Origin of the sequence: Saccharothrix sp. NRRL B-16314, assembly GCF_000716595.1 — a bacterium.
Lineage (GTDB): Bacteria > Actinomycetota > Actinomycetes > Mycobacteriales > Pseudonocardiaceae > Actinosynnema.
Genome location: NZ_JNXC01000005.1, coordinates 59,473 through 72,534, shown reverse-complemented (window position 1 = coordinate 72,534; position 13,062 = coordinate 59,473). Strand labels below are relative to the sequence as shown.

Genomic DNA, 13,062 nt, shown 5'->3' with positions numbered 1-13,062 from the left:
CTGGTCAGCGCTGACATTGGTGATATGGAGATCAACCGATGACGTCAGGGCACGGACGAACACTGCTGGGCGAACTGCTCCACAAGCGCGGGCTGACAGCAGAGGAGTTCAGCGAACAGGCCACCCTGTTCGCCTACGAACACGGCATCGACGCGACGCTCAGCGTCCGCCACGTCCACCGCCTGGCATCGGGCCAACGCGCCGACGGCCGACCACTGGGGCCGGTACGGGCAGGCACCAAGCGACTGCTTGAGGAAATGCTCGGCGTCCCGATCGACCGACTGCTCAAACCCGCCAAGCCCTCACCATCCGAGGTCCAGTCGTGGTCAGGGGAGGCGCTGGAACTGCGGGCACGGATCACCTCCGGACGAGCGGTCGATCAACAGACGATCTCGCTACTTCAGCAGAAGCTCGACCTGACTCGGATCATTGATCGCCGATTGGGTGGGTCGGCACTGCTCGGCGAACTCCGCGCCCAGATCAGCCAGATGTGGAGCCTGCTCGGCAACGTCCTGGACCAACGGTCGAGGATCGCGCTCGCGCGCGTCTTGGTGGACGCGTGCACGCTGGCCGGCTGGCAGTCACTCGATCAAGGATTGCTCCGCGAATCCTGGGAGCACTACGACAAGGCCCGAAGCGCGGCACGCGTCGCCGAATCCAGCGCTCTGGAGGCGTACGCCTGTGCGGGTCAAGCGGTTGTTCTGCTCGACATCGGCGAGACGCGATCCGCAGTCGAGTTGACCCGCTATGCGTGCGCTATCGCGGAACATCATGCCCCCGGACTTCTCGCCTCGTGGCTGTTCGCCGGTCATGGGGAAGCATTGGCCGCAACTGGCGATCGTGACGGCAGCCTTCACGCGTTCGACAATGCAGGGCGACTCATGCCGACTCGTCCCGGCAACACAGAAGCGGCCTACCTGGTGTTCGACGGAACACACCTTGCCAGGTGGCGAGGTAGCGCGCTCGCACGACTCGGCGAGCCTGAGGCTGTTGCCGTGCTGTCCGATGTGCTCGACCAGTTGAACCCAGAATTCGCGCGAGCGGAAACGGCCGTGCGAGTGGACCTGGTGCAGGTGCTATCAGGACTTGGTGAACGTCGCCAAGCATCCACTCACGCTGAACGTGCGCGGATTCTGGCCGCGCGAGTCGGGTCGGTTCGGCAGCGGCGGCGATTGGAGGAGCTAGCCGGTTGATTCGACTTCATCCCTGCCGCGCCTTCCGGTTCGACGTAATTTGGACAACTTCTGCGGACTGGGAGGCTGCGGCCGAGGGGTCGAGTACGACCGGCCGCTTGCCGCGACTCGCCTGTACCAACCCGGCTGCTTTCAGTTCGGCGACTGCGCGATTCGCTGTGCCCGCTGACACGCCGTACCGCGTAGTCAGCTCGGCTACGGTCGGCAGTGTGTCGCCTGGGCGGAGCGCACCGCAGGTGATGGCTCCCCGAAGGTCAGCAGCGATCTTCCGGTACGGCCCGGTAATTTTCGGCTCAAGTGTTGAGACTGCCTTACCGCTTCGATCCAGCGCGATCGGCGGCGTAGGCATCCGACCGGTCAAGGTGGACGCTGCCCGCTGATCGGCTTCCGACCGCCACGCCGAGTACACCTTGAGCGTCGTTGCGCCGCCCCCGCCGTGCCCTAGACGGCCTGCGACCGTCCTGGGGTCGACCCCTGCCGCGATGAGTTCGGTCGCGCTGTAGTGGCGTAGCGCGTGCAGGTTCGTCTGGACCTCAAGTCGCTTGCACATGCGCGAGTAGCGCTGGGAGACGGAATCCGGCTTCAGTGGCGTCTTGTGGTCAATGGACCGGGAGAACAACTTGCCCTTGGGTGCCAGAGTCACACCGGCCTCTGCGGCGATCTCCTTGATGTGCTCGATGTAGATGAGCAGCAGACTCCAAGTCGCCTCGTCCAGTGCGATTCGCCGCTTCTGGTGATCCTTCGGATCAGTCTCCCAGGTTTCGCCTCCCTCCTGGCCTACGGCTACCTCTACGGTGAGTGCGCGCTGAGTGAAGTCGACGTCAGCGATCCTCACGCCACAGAGTTCACCGCGTCGGAACCCTGTCACCATCGTCAGCCACACGAGCATCCCCCAAGCGAAGTCCCTGAACGCTTCGTTGACGATGATCGCGGCCTCTTCGGTGGACGGAGGATGCGGCTTCGATTGCGGCGCTTTGGGCTGCGTCGCAACGTCCAGAGGGTTGACTGAGATCCAGCCCCACCGAAGCGCGAGCTTCATGGCACCGCTCAAGCAAGAGTAGATTTTGCGGATGGTGGAGTCGGATAACCCTTCGCAGGCGTGCACTTTGCACTTGTCCGTGCACTCGTGTTCGCCCGACTTGCGGTGCTCGATGAACTTGCCTTTGCCTCCGCAGTGCTTCGAGCACTGCTTGAGGGTGGCGTTGAAGGAGTCCCACGTTTCACCGTGCAGGTCCTTGCCGAGTTGCCGGTCACCGAGCAACGGGCGGATGTGCAGCCGGATGTTCCGGCGATAGCTGATTTCGGTGCTTCGATCGACGTTCAGGTTCTGCTCATACTTGTCCATCAACATGTTGACGGTGGCATTCGTGCGCGGGGCGCGGCGTTCGTCAACCTGGTTGAGCAGCTTCGTCCGCGCTCGCTCCGCGACTTTGCGGTAGTCGGGGAGCTTGTGGGAGATCGTCTCGGTCAGGAAGTGCTTCTTGCCAGTCAAGGAGTCCTTGCCGGCGTAGACACGGACCTTCAGCGAGCCGCTTGGCAGCGTCAGGATCTCGCCGCGCTGGGCAGCCTTCGCGGGGGTCTTACGAGGGCTCATGGAGCCAGTCTAGGAGCACTCAGGCTCCACGTGTGGCTCCACGAACGTGTACACGATCGTCACTACCTGTCGCCCCTGACCTGTTCTTGCAGGTCAGGGGCTTGTCTAGCTGGTGCCCCCGGCAGGATTCGAACCTGCGACCTCGGGATTAGAAGTCCCTCGCTCTCTCCACTGAGCTACGGAGGCTGGAGGGGCTGTTGACCACGCGCTGTAGCAGCGTAGCCGCCCCACCGGACACATCGTCCGGAAGACCCGGTGCGTTTCCGTCGAGGCACCAGAAGAGTGATCAAGATGCCTTAAAAGTGATGTGGATCACTTTGGAGGGGCTGTCGAGTCGCGCGAAACGAGCGAGACCGCCAGTCTTGTCGGCTCTCCCGGTCTGCCGCCGTCGAGCAGGCGCAGCGCGAGTTCACCGGCTTGGCGCCCCTTCTCGGCCAGGGGTTGACGCACAGTAGTCAACGGTGGGTCTGCGTGTTCGGCGGCGGGCACGTCGTCGAAACCGGCGACCGAGACGTCGGCCGGCACGCGCAGCCCCAAGTCCCGAACGGCCTGCAACGCGCCGAACGCCAACTCGTCCGAAGCGCACAGCAGCGCCGTCGGTCGCGGCGACTCGGACAGCAGTGCCCGTGCCCCCGCCCGACCCAGCTCACGGCTGCTCCGCGCGCACTCCCACACCGGGGTGCCGGCCCCCGTCACGTCCAGGTAGCCGTGCAACCGGTCCCGGCTCACCCGGAACGACGTCGACGCCTGCCGCACGGGCGACACGAGCCCGTTGTGCCCGTCCGCGTGCAGCGCGAACGTCATCACGCCGAACCGCCGGTGGCCCATCTCCCACAACGCCGCCGCCGCCAGCCGCGCCCCGCCGAAGTCGTCCACCTCGACCCGCGCGGTGTCCAGCAGCGCGGGTTGGTCGATCACCACTATCGGCAGCCCACGCGCCCGCACGGCCGCCAACGCCGGCGCGTCGTCCGGCAGCGAGTACGCCACCACGACGTCCGCCTGCGCCCGCGCCACCGTCTCCGGTCGCGGTCCGCCCTTGTCACGCCCGGGCATCAGCACCAGGCAGTGGTCGTGTCCGTCCACGGTCGAAGCCAACCCGTCCAGCACGATCGACAACGCGGCGTCGGCGAAGGACGCCGACAGCCCTTGCCCGAGCATGAACCCGACGGCCGCGCTGTGCCGGGTGGCCAGGCTGCGTGCCACCGGATCGGGGCCCGCGTACCCCAGCGACGCCGCCGTCTCCATGATCCGCTCGCGCAACGCGGCGGACAGCTGGTCCGGCCGGTTGTAGGCGTTGGACACCGTGGCGCGCGACACACCGACCGCACCGGCCACCGTGTCGAGCGTCGGCTTGCGAGGGCGGTCCACGTGATGAGCGTAACCAGGTAATCCGTTGGACGTACTGAAGCGCTCTAGTCACACTCGGGACCATGCCCACGCCTCGCCTCGCCGTCTTCACGGTGTTCCTGTTCAACGGGGTGCTCTTCCTGTCGTGGGCGGCGCGCATGCCCGCGTTGTCGGCGCAGGTCGGCGCCACCGAGGCCACCCTCGGCCTCGCCCTGCTCGGCGCGAGCATCGGCCTGGCGCTGTCGGCGCCGATCGCGGCCCGGATGTGCGCGAAGGTGGGCGCGCGCAAGCTGATCATCGTGGGCGTGGTGGTCACCGCGCTGGCCGTGCCGGGCCTCACGCTCGCGGAGTCACCGCTGCAACTCGGCCTGATCCTGTTCGCGCTCGGCTCGTGCAGCGCGTCGATGGACGTCGGCATGAACGTCGCCGCGGTCGCCGTCACGCGAAGCCTGCAACGGCCGCTGATGCCCCAGTTCCACGCGGGCTTCAGCGTCGGCGGGCTGGTCGGCTCGCTGGGCGCGGCGGCGGCGGCGAGCGCGGGCTGGAGCCTGACCCGTCACCTCGTCACCGTCGCCGTCATCGGCGCGATCACGATGGCGGTGGTGATCAGGGCCGTGCCGGGCGTGCACGGCGAGACCGCCGACACCCCGGCGGACGACCGCCCGGTGCTCAAGCGGCCGTTGTTGTGGCTGCTCGCGGTGATCACGTTCTTCGCCGCGATCGCCGAGGGCGCGACGTCCGACTGGTCGGCCCTGTTCTTCGTCGGTGAACGGGGTCTGAGCGAGGCCGCCGCCGCGTCGGCGTACGCCGGGTTCTCCATCGCGATGGCCGCCGCCCGGATGTTCGGCGAGCCCGTGCAACGCCTCCTCGGCCCGTACCGGCTGCTCGCGTCGGGTGCGGTGGTGGCCGCGGCAGGGCTGGCGCTGACCGTGCTGGTCGACGTGCCGGCCGTCGGTTTCGTCGGGTTCGCGTTCGTCGGCCTGGGGCTGGCCTTCGCGTTCCCGGTGGTCATGGACCTGGCCGGCGACGCGGGCAAGCGCGCGGACGGCACCGGCGGTGAACGGGAGATCGGGCTGGTGACGACGGTCGCCTACACCGGTTTCCTCATCGGCCCGCCGATGGTCGGCGGCATCGCGCACGCCAGCAGCCTCTCGGTGTCGCTCGGCGTCGTGGCGTGCGTGATCGCGTTGATCGTGCCCGCGGTGCTGCTGGCGCGGCGCTCCCGCGCCCGTGAGGTCAAGCGGCTGGAAGTCGACTCAGCGCGGCCTTGAGCAGCGGTTGCATCTCGGCCAGCATCAGGTCGGGGACGCCGCTGGGCTGGGCCATCGCCACCAGGACGCTGCGGTTGGCGTTCACCGCCAGGGTCGCGGTGCACGCCATCTCGCTGCCGCTCAGGTCGCACAGCACCCACGTGGAGTGCCCTTCCACGACCACCTCGTGGCCCTTCTCCTGCCGGGTCCGCACCTGCTCGTACTTCTGGTAGAGCGCGGCGACCACGGTCCGCCCCTTGGCGGAGCCGTCCTCCAGCACGTACTGGCACGACTCCTGGATCACGTCGTCCTTGCGCGCGGGCTCTTTCTTGAACGGCCCGATCGGCTTCAGGTCGTCCGCGTTGAGCAGCGTGCACGGCTCGACGCCCGCGACCGTGCGCGGCTTGGCGATCTTCGGAGGGGCCGACGGTGCGTCCGACTTCGCGTTCGACGAGGTGGAGGGGGCCGTCGCCGGTGTGACCCCGGCCTGGGGCAGCGCGTCCCCGTGGATGGAGTAGCTGCACCCCGCCGACAGCAGCAGGGCGAGGGCCGTCACGAGCACCGTGCGAGAGCTGGTCACGTCCGGCAACGGTAGTAGGTGTGATCTGTGCACGTCCGGCGGTTGGTGACAGCCCGGCGCCGCCGCCTACGCTCGTGGCGTGCCCACTGAAGCGCCAACCCGAACCCAGCGCACCGGCCTGATCCCGCTGCTGATCGTCGGCTCGACGGTCGCCGCGCTGGTCGCGGTGGGGCTGCTCACGATCACCGGTGCGGACCGCCCGGCGCTGATCGTGGTCCGCGTGCTGACCGAGTCCGCGGCCGTGGTGACCATCGGCTCGCTGCTGCTGGCGGCGTTCCTGGTCCCGCCGCAGGAGAACGGCACGCTCGCGGCGGACGGCTACGCGGCCCTGCGCACGGCGGGCGGGGCGGCGTTGGTGTGGACGCTGGGCGCGGTGCTGTCGGTGCCGTTCACGGTCGCGGACGCGCTGGGCCAGCCGGTGACGGCGCTGCTGGAGCCGTCGGTGCTGTTCCAGGTCGCGGGCCTGATGGAGCAGGCCAAGGCGTGGATGGTCACGGCGGTCGTGGTGGCGCTGCTGGCGTTGGGCTGCCGGCTGGTGCTGTCGTGGAACTGGACCGCGGTGCTGTTCTTCGTGTCGGTGTTCGCGCTGGTCCCGGTGGCCGTGACGGGGCACTCGTCGGGCGGCGGCGCGCACGACGTGGCGACGGACAGCCTGCTGTACCACCTGATCGCGGCGGCGTTGTGGGTCGGCGGTCTGATCGCGCTGCTCGCGCACGGCCGGCGGGGCGGCGACCACCTGGCGTTGGCGACGACGAGGTTCTCCAGGATGGCGCTGGTCTGCTGGATCGTGATGGCGGCCTCGGGCGTGGTCAACGCGTGGGTGCGGCTGCCGTTGGACCAGCTTCTGAGCAGCGACTACGGCCTGCTGGTGCTCGGCAAGACGCTCGCGTTGGTCGTGCTGGGCGTCGTGGGGTACTTCCAGCGCGAGAAGAGCGTGAAGCAGGTCGTCGCGACGGGCTCCGGGCGTTCGCTGCTCAAGCTCGCGGGCGTCGAGGTGCTGCTGATGTTCCTCACGATCGGCCTGGCCGCCGCGCTGAGCCGCACGCCTCCGCCGGTCGAGGGCCGGGTGCTGCCCAGCACGGTGGAGCTGCGCATCGGCTACGACCTGGCCGGCGCGCCGACCCTGGCCCGGCTGCTCTTCGACTGGCGGTTCAACCTGGTCTTCGGCACGGTCTTCCTCGCCCTCGCCGCGCTCTACGCGGTGGGCGTGTGGCTGCTGCGCAAGCGTGGTGACGCGTGGCCGGTCGGCCGCACGATCGCGTGGATCGCGGGCTGCCTGACCGTGGTGTTCGCCACGTCGTCCGGTGTCGGCCGGTACTCGGCGGCGATGTTCAGCGTCCACATGGAAGCGCACATGCTGCTGTCCATGCTCGCGCCGGTCCTGCTGGTGCTGGGCGGTCCGGTGACGTTGGCGATGCGCGCGCTGCCCCCGGCGGGCAAGGCCAATCCACCGGGGCCGCGCGAGTGGCTGCTGGCGCTCGTGCACTCGCCGGTGGCGAAGGCGCTGACGAACCCGTTCATCGCGTTGGCGCTGTTCGTCGGCTCGTTCTACGGCCTCTACTTCTCCGGCTTGTTCGACTGGGCGCTGGACTACCACTGGGCGCACCTGGCGATGAACGCCCACTTCATCCTGGTCGGCTACACGTTCTACTGGCCGGTGATCGGGATCGACCCGTCGCCGAACCGGCTGCCGCCGCTGGGACGGCTGGGCCTGCTGTTCGCCTCGATCCCGTTCCACGCGTTCTTCGGCATCGTGCTGATGAGCTCGCAGACCGGGATCGGCGACAACTTCTACCGCTCGCTGGGCCTGCCGTGGGTGACGTCGCAGCTGGAGGACCAGCGGCTGGGCGGCGGTATCGCGTGGGCGGCGGGGGAGGTGCCGCTGATCGTGGTGATGGTGGCGCTGCTGGTGCAGTGGGCCAGGTCGGACAGCCGCGAGGCCCGCCGGGCTGACCGGCGGGCCGACGCGGACGGTGACGCGGACCTCGTCGCGTACAACGCGATGCTGCGCAAGATGTCCGGGAAGGACTGACCCTTCACAGCGGCCGGCGGAAGCCCTTCACGGCCATGATCCAGCCGGCTGCGGCGAGCACGGCGCTGGTCGCGAGGGCGCCCACCACACCGCTGACGGGCTGGTCGAGCGCCAGCGAGCGGGCCGCGTCGACCGCGAACGTCAGCGGGTTGACGTTGGCGACCGCCTGGAGCCAGCCGGGCAGGCCGCTGACCGGCACGTACGCGCTGGACGCGAACATCAGCGGGAACATGGCCAGGAAGCCGACGGTCTGCATCAGCTCGGCGTTGCGCAGCCACGCGGCGATCGCCAGGAAGATCCAGCCCAGGCCCCAGCCGACGGCCAGCGCCAGCGCGAGTGCCGCGGCGATGCCCACGACGCCGCCCGCGGGGGCGAAGCCGAACACCACGACCGCGAACACCAGCATCAGCAGCAGCTGCGAGGCCGTGCGGACCAGGTCGGACAGGCTTCTGGCGACCAGCACCGAGCCCGACCGGATGGGGAGCGAGCGGAACCGGGCCAGCACGCCGTTCTTCATGTCCGTGACCAGGCCGACGCCGGCCTGGAGCGCGGACTGCATGGCCGTGTTGACCAGGATCGCGGGCATCAGGAAGTCGATGTAGGCGACGCCCTGCGGGAAGCCCGGTGTGTTGGCGATGCTGGCGAAGATCTGGCTGAACAGGGTGAGCATGATCAGCGGCTGGAGGATGCTGAACACGATCATCCGCGGGTCGCTGACCAGCGTGCGCAGCGACCGCTGGGTCAGCACGAGCACCTGGGTGCCGAAGTCGGTTCCGCGCCAGCGCGTCTGCGGCGGTGCGGCGGTGGTGGTGGTCATTCGGGGCTCCTGTTCAGGCCGCGTGCTGCGCGAGGGTGAGGTACACGTCGTCCAGGGTCGGTTCGCCCAGGGCCAGTTCGGTGGCCTCCAGGCCGACCTCGTCCAGGGCGCGGACCACGGTGGCGATCTCGCGGGACGACGTGACCGGCGCGGTCAGCGTGTTCAGCGCGCTCACGGGCTGGAGACCCGCCCGTTCCAGGGCGGCGGAGGCCTTGGTGACGTCCGCTGCGTCGGCCAGGGTGACGGTGACCGTGCGCTGGCCGACCTGGGCCTTCAGCTCGGCGCTGGTGCCCGCGGCGACGACCTTGCCCTTCGACAGCACGGTGATCGAGTCGGCGAGGCGGTCGGCCTCGTCCAGGTACTGGGTGGTGAGCAGGACCGTGGTGCCGTCGGTGACCAGGCCTTCCACGATCTCCCACAGGCCGAGCCTGCTCGCCGGGTCGAGGCCCGTGGTCGGCTCGTCCAGGAAGATCACCTCGGGGTGGCCGACGAGGCTCGCGGCCAGGTCGAGGCGTCGCCGCATGCCGCCCGAGTAGCTGCGGGACTGCTTCTTCGCGGCGTCGGCCAGCCCGAACAGCTCCAGCAGTTCGTGGCCCCTCGCCCTGGCCTCGCGCGGGCTCGCGCCGAGCAGCCGGGCGATCAGGATCAGGTTGTCCAGGCCGGACAGCTGCTCGTCCACGGCGGCGAACTGGCCGGTCAGGCCGATCCGGCTGCGCACCTCGTGCGCCCGTGCGACCACGTCGAACCCGGCTACCCTGGCGCTGCCGGAGTCCGGTGGGAGCATCGTGGTCAGGACGTTGACCAGCGTCGTCTTGCCCGCCCCGTTGTGCCCGAGCAGGCCGAGCACCGTGCCCTTCGGCACGGCGATGCTCACCCCGTCGAGTGCCTTCTCCGTGCCGAACGCCTTGCCCACGTCGGTCGCTTCGATCATCAGGTCGTTCACTGCATCCCCCTCGATCAGTTCTTCACGCCGTGCAGGAACAGCTCCACGAGCAGGTCGGAGTCGGCGGTGGAGTCGCCGAAGCCCTTGCCCTGCATGCGGTTCGTGAACACGAGCCCGAGCAGCAGCCGTGCCGCCAGGGACGGGTCCACGCGCAGGTCGTCGTCCGGGCCGAACAGCGACGCGACCTGCTCGGCGATCCGCTGCATCTCCGGCGGCGGGCCCTTGTGCTTGTGGTCGGCCTGCGGGTCGTAGCCCGAGTCCCGGAGCACGCTCATCAGCTTCCACAGCCGGTCGAGGTAGCTGGAGACGGCGCTGATGGCCCAGGAGAGGCGTTCGGCGAGGGTGCCCGCCTGCCTCGCCTGTTCGATCAGCTCCAGCTCGGAGTCGATCGCGAGGACCGTCCGCACGCAGGTGTGGATCAGTTCCTGCTTGTCCTTGAACGCCCGGAAGACGGTGCCCTCCGCGATGCCGGCTGCCTTGGCGATCTGGCTGGTCGTGACGTTGGCGCCGTGCTCGAAGAGCAGTGGGACGGTGGCGGTGACGATCGCCTCGCGGCGGTCCTCGGGGCTCATCGCGGGCGCGCGCCGACGGCGTCGGGTGATGTCCTCGGGCATGCCGCCAGCATATGAGTGAGTCCTCACTCATGTCAACGAGTGAGCGCTCACTCATCCGATTATGCGTGTCCCAAGCAGTTGTCCACAGATCCCCAACCGCACCTGTCCCCGCACCTCGACCCCCGGCAACCTGGTCCCAAGCGATCCACGACAGGAGGCGGAAATGGCTTACAACGAGTGCAGGGTCACCATCTGCGGCAACGTCGCCAGCCCGGTCACCCACACCAAGGTCGGCACCGGGTTCAGCCGGGTGAAGTTCCGGCTGTTCACCGCGGAGCGGGTGTGGGACCAGCAGGAACGCACGTGGAGCGACGGCGCGAAGATGTTCCTGACGGTCACCTGCTGGCGGATGCTCGCGGACAACGCGCACGCGTCGTTGAACAGGGGTGACCCGGTGGTGGTCACCGGCCGGCTGGCGATCAAGGACGTGGAGCACGACGGGAAGGTCAGCCAACTCGTCGAGGTCGAGGCCACCGCGATCGGCCCCAACCTCGCCCTGTGCACCGCGACAGCCCTGCGGACCAGGCTCGCGCCGGACGCGATCGAGGCCCGTGCGGCACCCGAGATCGTCGCGCCCCGCAAGCCGGACGAGCTGCCGCTCGTCCTCTCGGTCGGGTCGGAGGCGCCGAAGGAGGTGGCCGAAGTGCCGTTCTGAGCCGATCGGGCTACATGGGGTTCCGTTCGCCCGCTCCGGGCGGACAATGCGCGGGCAGTCGTCGCCGTTGCGAGCGTGGAGGAGGGAGGTCGTCGGGCCGGCGCCAGGGCCGGATCCGTGCGCAGGCATCGGGGTTTGACAGCGCATCGAGTTCGCGCATCCGATCGGAGGCGCTGGTCGCGGGGTCGCGCCAGGCGTGCCGTCCGACCGGGTCACGGGCGGGGGCGACCCACGTTCGCGTTAACTCTGCGCTGCGCCCACGTCCGTTGCCGGCGTCCGAGGTTCGGGCCCGATCGGCACCGCTCTACGATCGCGGGCATGGCCGAGTACGTCTACACCATGAAGAAGGTGCGCAAGGCGCACGGGGACAAAGTCATCCTGGATGACGTCACCATCATGTTCCTCCCCGGTGCGAAGATCGGCGTCGTCGGTCCCAACGGCGCCGGCAAGTCGAGCGTGCTGAAGATCATGGCCGGCCTGGACACCCCGGGCAACGGCGAGGCCTTCCTCGCGCCGGGCTACACGGTCGGCATCCTCCAGCAGGAGCCGCCGCTCAACGAGGAGAAGACCGTCCTGGGCAACGTCCAGGAGGGTCTCGGCGAGATCAAGGTGAAGCTAGACCGCTACAACGAGATCGCCGAGAAGATGGCCGTCGACTACTCCGACGAGCTGATGGAGGAGATGGGCCAGCTCCAGGAGGACCTGGACCACGCGAACGCGTGGGACCTCGACTCCCAGCTGGACCAGGCGATGGACGCCCTCCGCTGCCCTCCGCCGGACGCCGACGTCACGACGCTCTCCGGTGGCGAGCGCCGCCGGGTCGCCCTCTGCAAGCTGCTGCTCAGCAAGCCTGACCTGCTGCTGCTCGACGAGCCCACCAACCACCTGGACGCCGAGAGCGTGCTGTGGCTGGAGCAGCACCTCGCGCAGTACGCGGGCGCCGTCCTGGCGGTCACCCACGACCGGTACTTCCTGGACAACCTCGCCGAGTGGATCCTCGAACTCGACCGCGGCCGAGCCCACCCGTACGAGGGCAACTACTCCACCTACCTGGAGAAGAAGGCGGAGCGGCTCGCGGTCACCGGCAAGAAGGACCAGAAGCTGCAGAAGCGACTCCGGGACGAGTTGGAGTGGGTCCGGTCGGGCGCCAAGGCCCGCCAGGCCAAGTCCAAGGCCCGCCTCGGCCGCTACGAGGAGATGGCCGCGGAGGCGGAGAAGACCCGCAAGCTCGACTTCGAGGAGATCCAGATCCCGCCGGGCCCGCGTCTGGGCAGCGTCGTGGTCGAGGTGGAGAAGCTCAAGAAGGGCTTCGGCGAGCGGGTGCTGATCGACGGCCTGTCGTTCAGCCTCCCGCGCAACGGCATCGTCGGCGTCATCGGTCCGAACGGCGTGGGCAAGACGACGCTGTTCAAGACCATCGTGGGGCTGGAGGAGCCCGACGCGGGCACCGTGCGGATCGGCGAGACGGTCAAGCTGTCCTACGTCGACCAGAACCGCGGCGGCATCGACCCGAAGAAGAACGTGTGGGAGGTCGTCTCCGACGGCCTGGACTACATCCACGTCGGCAACGTCGAGATGCCGTCGAGGGCGTACGTCAGCGCGTTCGGCTTCAAGGGTCCGGACCAGCAGAAGCCGGCGGGCGTGCTCTCCGGTGGTGAGCGCAACCGGCTCAACCTGGCGCTGACCCTCAAGGAGGGCGGCAACCTGATCCTGCTGGACGAGCCGACGAACGACCTGGACGTCGAGACGCTCGGTTCGCTGGAGAACGCGCTGGAGCAGTTCCCCGGCTGCGCCGTGGTCATCTCGCACGACCGGTGGTTCCTCGACCGCGTCGCCACGCACATCCTGGCGTGGGAGGGCACGGACGAGAACCCGTCGAAGTGGTACTGGTTCGAGGGCAACTTCGAGGGCTACGAGAAGAACAAGATCGATCGACTCGGCGCGGAGGCGGCAAGGCCGCACCGCGTCACCTACCGCAAGCTCACGCGGGACTGAGAGCAGGGAACCTGCATCGTGGCGGCGAGGGGCGAGGCGCGG

Annotated in this window: 11 protein-coding genes and 1 tRNA gene; 5 read left to right on the top strand and 7 right to left on the bottom strand. The window is 68.8% G+C overall.

What is annotated here, in order from left to right:
* The first annotated feature begins 38 nt into the window (after positions 1-38).
* Positions 39-1,193 carry a hypothetical protein gene (locus OQ02_RS43675; RefSeq protein WP_156076984.1) on the top strand — a complete coding sequence of 385 codons (1,155 nt, stop codon included), beginning with the start codon at positions 39-41 and terminating at the stop codon, positions 1,191-1,193.
* A gap of 7 nt (positions 1,194-1,200) precedes the next feature.
* Here OQ02_RS43675 and OQ02_RS11455 read toward each other — a convergent pair whose 3' ends face one another.
* The 3 genes from OQ02_RS11455 to OQ02_RS11445 all read right to left on the bottom strand — a co-directional run bounded on the left by OQ02_RS11455 (position 1,201) and on the right by OQ02_RS11445 (position 4,155).
* Positions 1,201-2,787, bottom strand: a complete 1,587-nt coding sequence (locus OQ02_RS11455; protein ID WP_081915535.1) for a tyrosine-type recombinase/integrase — start codon at positions 2,785-2,787, stop codon at positions 1,201-1,203.
* Positions 2,788-2,897: 110 nt separating this feature from the next.
* Positions 2,898-2,973 (bottom strand) — tRNA-Arg (locus OQ02_RS11450).
* A gap of 126 nt (positions 2,974-3,099) precedes the next feature.
* Positions 3,100-4,155, bottom strand: coding sequence for a LacI family DNA-binding transcriptional regulator (locus OQ02_RS11445; protein ID WP_033438341.1), 1,056 nt, complete (start codon positions 4,153-4,155; stop codon positions 3,100-3,102).
* 62 nt (positions 4,156-4,217) lie between these two features.
* On the opposite strand from OQ02_RS11445, the gene OQ02_RS11440 reads away from it, so the two are divergent.
* Positions 4,218-5,405, top strand: coding sequence for an MFS transporter (locus tag OQ02_RS11440; RefSeq protein WP_033438340.1), 1,188 nt, complete (start codon positions 4,218-4,220; stop codon positions 5,403-5,405).
* Here the strand turns inward: OQ02_RS11440 and OQ02_RS11435 are convergent.
* Positions 5,371-5,964: a DUF3558 family protein gene (locus tag OQ02_RS11435; RefSeq protein WP_197043292.1), complete on the bottom strand. Its 594-nt coding sequence runs from the start codon at positions 5,962-5,964 to the stop codon at positions 5,371-5,373. The genes OQ02_RS11440 and OQ02_RS11435 overlap by 35 nt on opposite strands.
* 79 nt (positions 5,965-6,043) lie before the next feature.
* Between OQ02_RS11435 and OQ02_RS11430 the strand changes: the two genes are divergently transcribed.
* Complete coding sequence (locus OQ02_RS11430; protein WP_033438338.1) at positions 6,044-7,996, top strand: cytochrome c oxidase assembly protein; 1,953 nt, start codon at positions 6,044-6,046, stop codon at positions 7,994-7,996.
* A 4-nt stretch (positions 7,997-8,000) separates the two neighbouring features.
* Here OQ02_RS11430 and OQ02_RS11425 read toward each other — a convergent pair whose 3' ends face one another.
* From OQ02_RS11425 to OQ02_RS11415, 3 genes are read right to left on the bottom strand one after another with little or no spacing between them, the layout of a single operon-like run.
* Entirely contained in the window at positions 8,001-8,813 is an 813-nt protein-coding gene (locus OQ02_RS11425) for an ABC transporter permease (protein WP_033438337.1), read from the bottom strand.
* A 13-nt stretch (positions 8,814-8,826) separates the two neighbouring features.
* Positions 8,827-9,756, bottom strand: a complete 930-nt coding sequence (locus tag OQ02_RS11420; RefSeq protein ID WP_033438336.1) for a daunorubicin resistance protein DrrA family ABC transporter ATP-binding protein — start codon at positions 9,754-9,756, stop codon at positions 8,827-8,829.
* Positions 9,757-9,770: 14 nt separating this feature from the next.
* Entirely contained in the window at positions 9,771-10,370 is a 600-nt protein-coding gene (locus OQ02_RS11415; protein WP_051772174.1) for a TetR/AcrR family transcriptional regulator, read from the bottom strand.
* 163 nt (positions 10,371-10,533) lie between these two features.
* Between OQ02_RS11415 and OQ02_RS11410 the strand changes: the two genes are divergently transcribed.
* Together OQ02_RS11410 and ettA are read left to right on the top strand one after the other, a co-directional pair.
* On the top strand, positions 10,534-11,025 hold the full coding sequence (locus OQ02_RS11410) for a single-stranded DNA-binding protein (protein ID WP_051772173.1): 492 nt from the start codon (positions 10,534-10,536) through the stop codon (positions 11,023-11,025).
* 318 nt (positions 11,026-11,343) lie between these two features.
* Entirely contained in the window at positions 11,344-13,020 is a 1,677-nt protein-coding gene (gene ettA / locus OQ02_RS11405; protein WP_033438335.1) for an energy-dependent translational throttle protein EttA, read from the top strand.
* Positions 13,021-13,062: the final 42 nt, after the last annotated feature.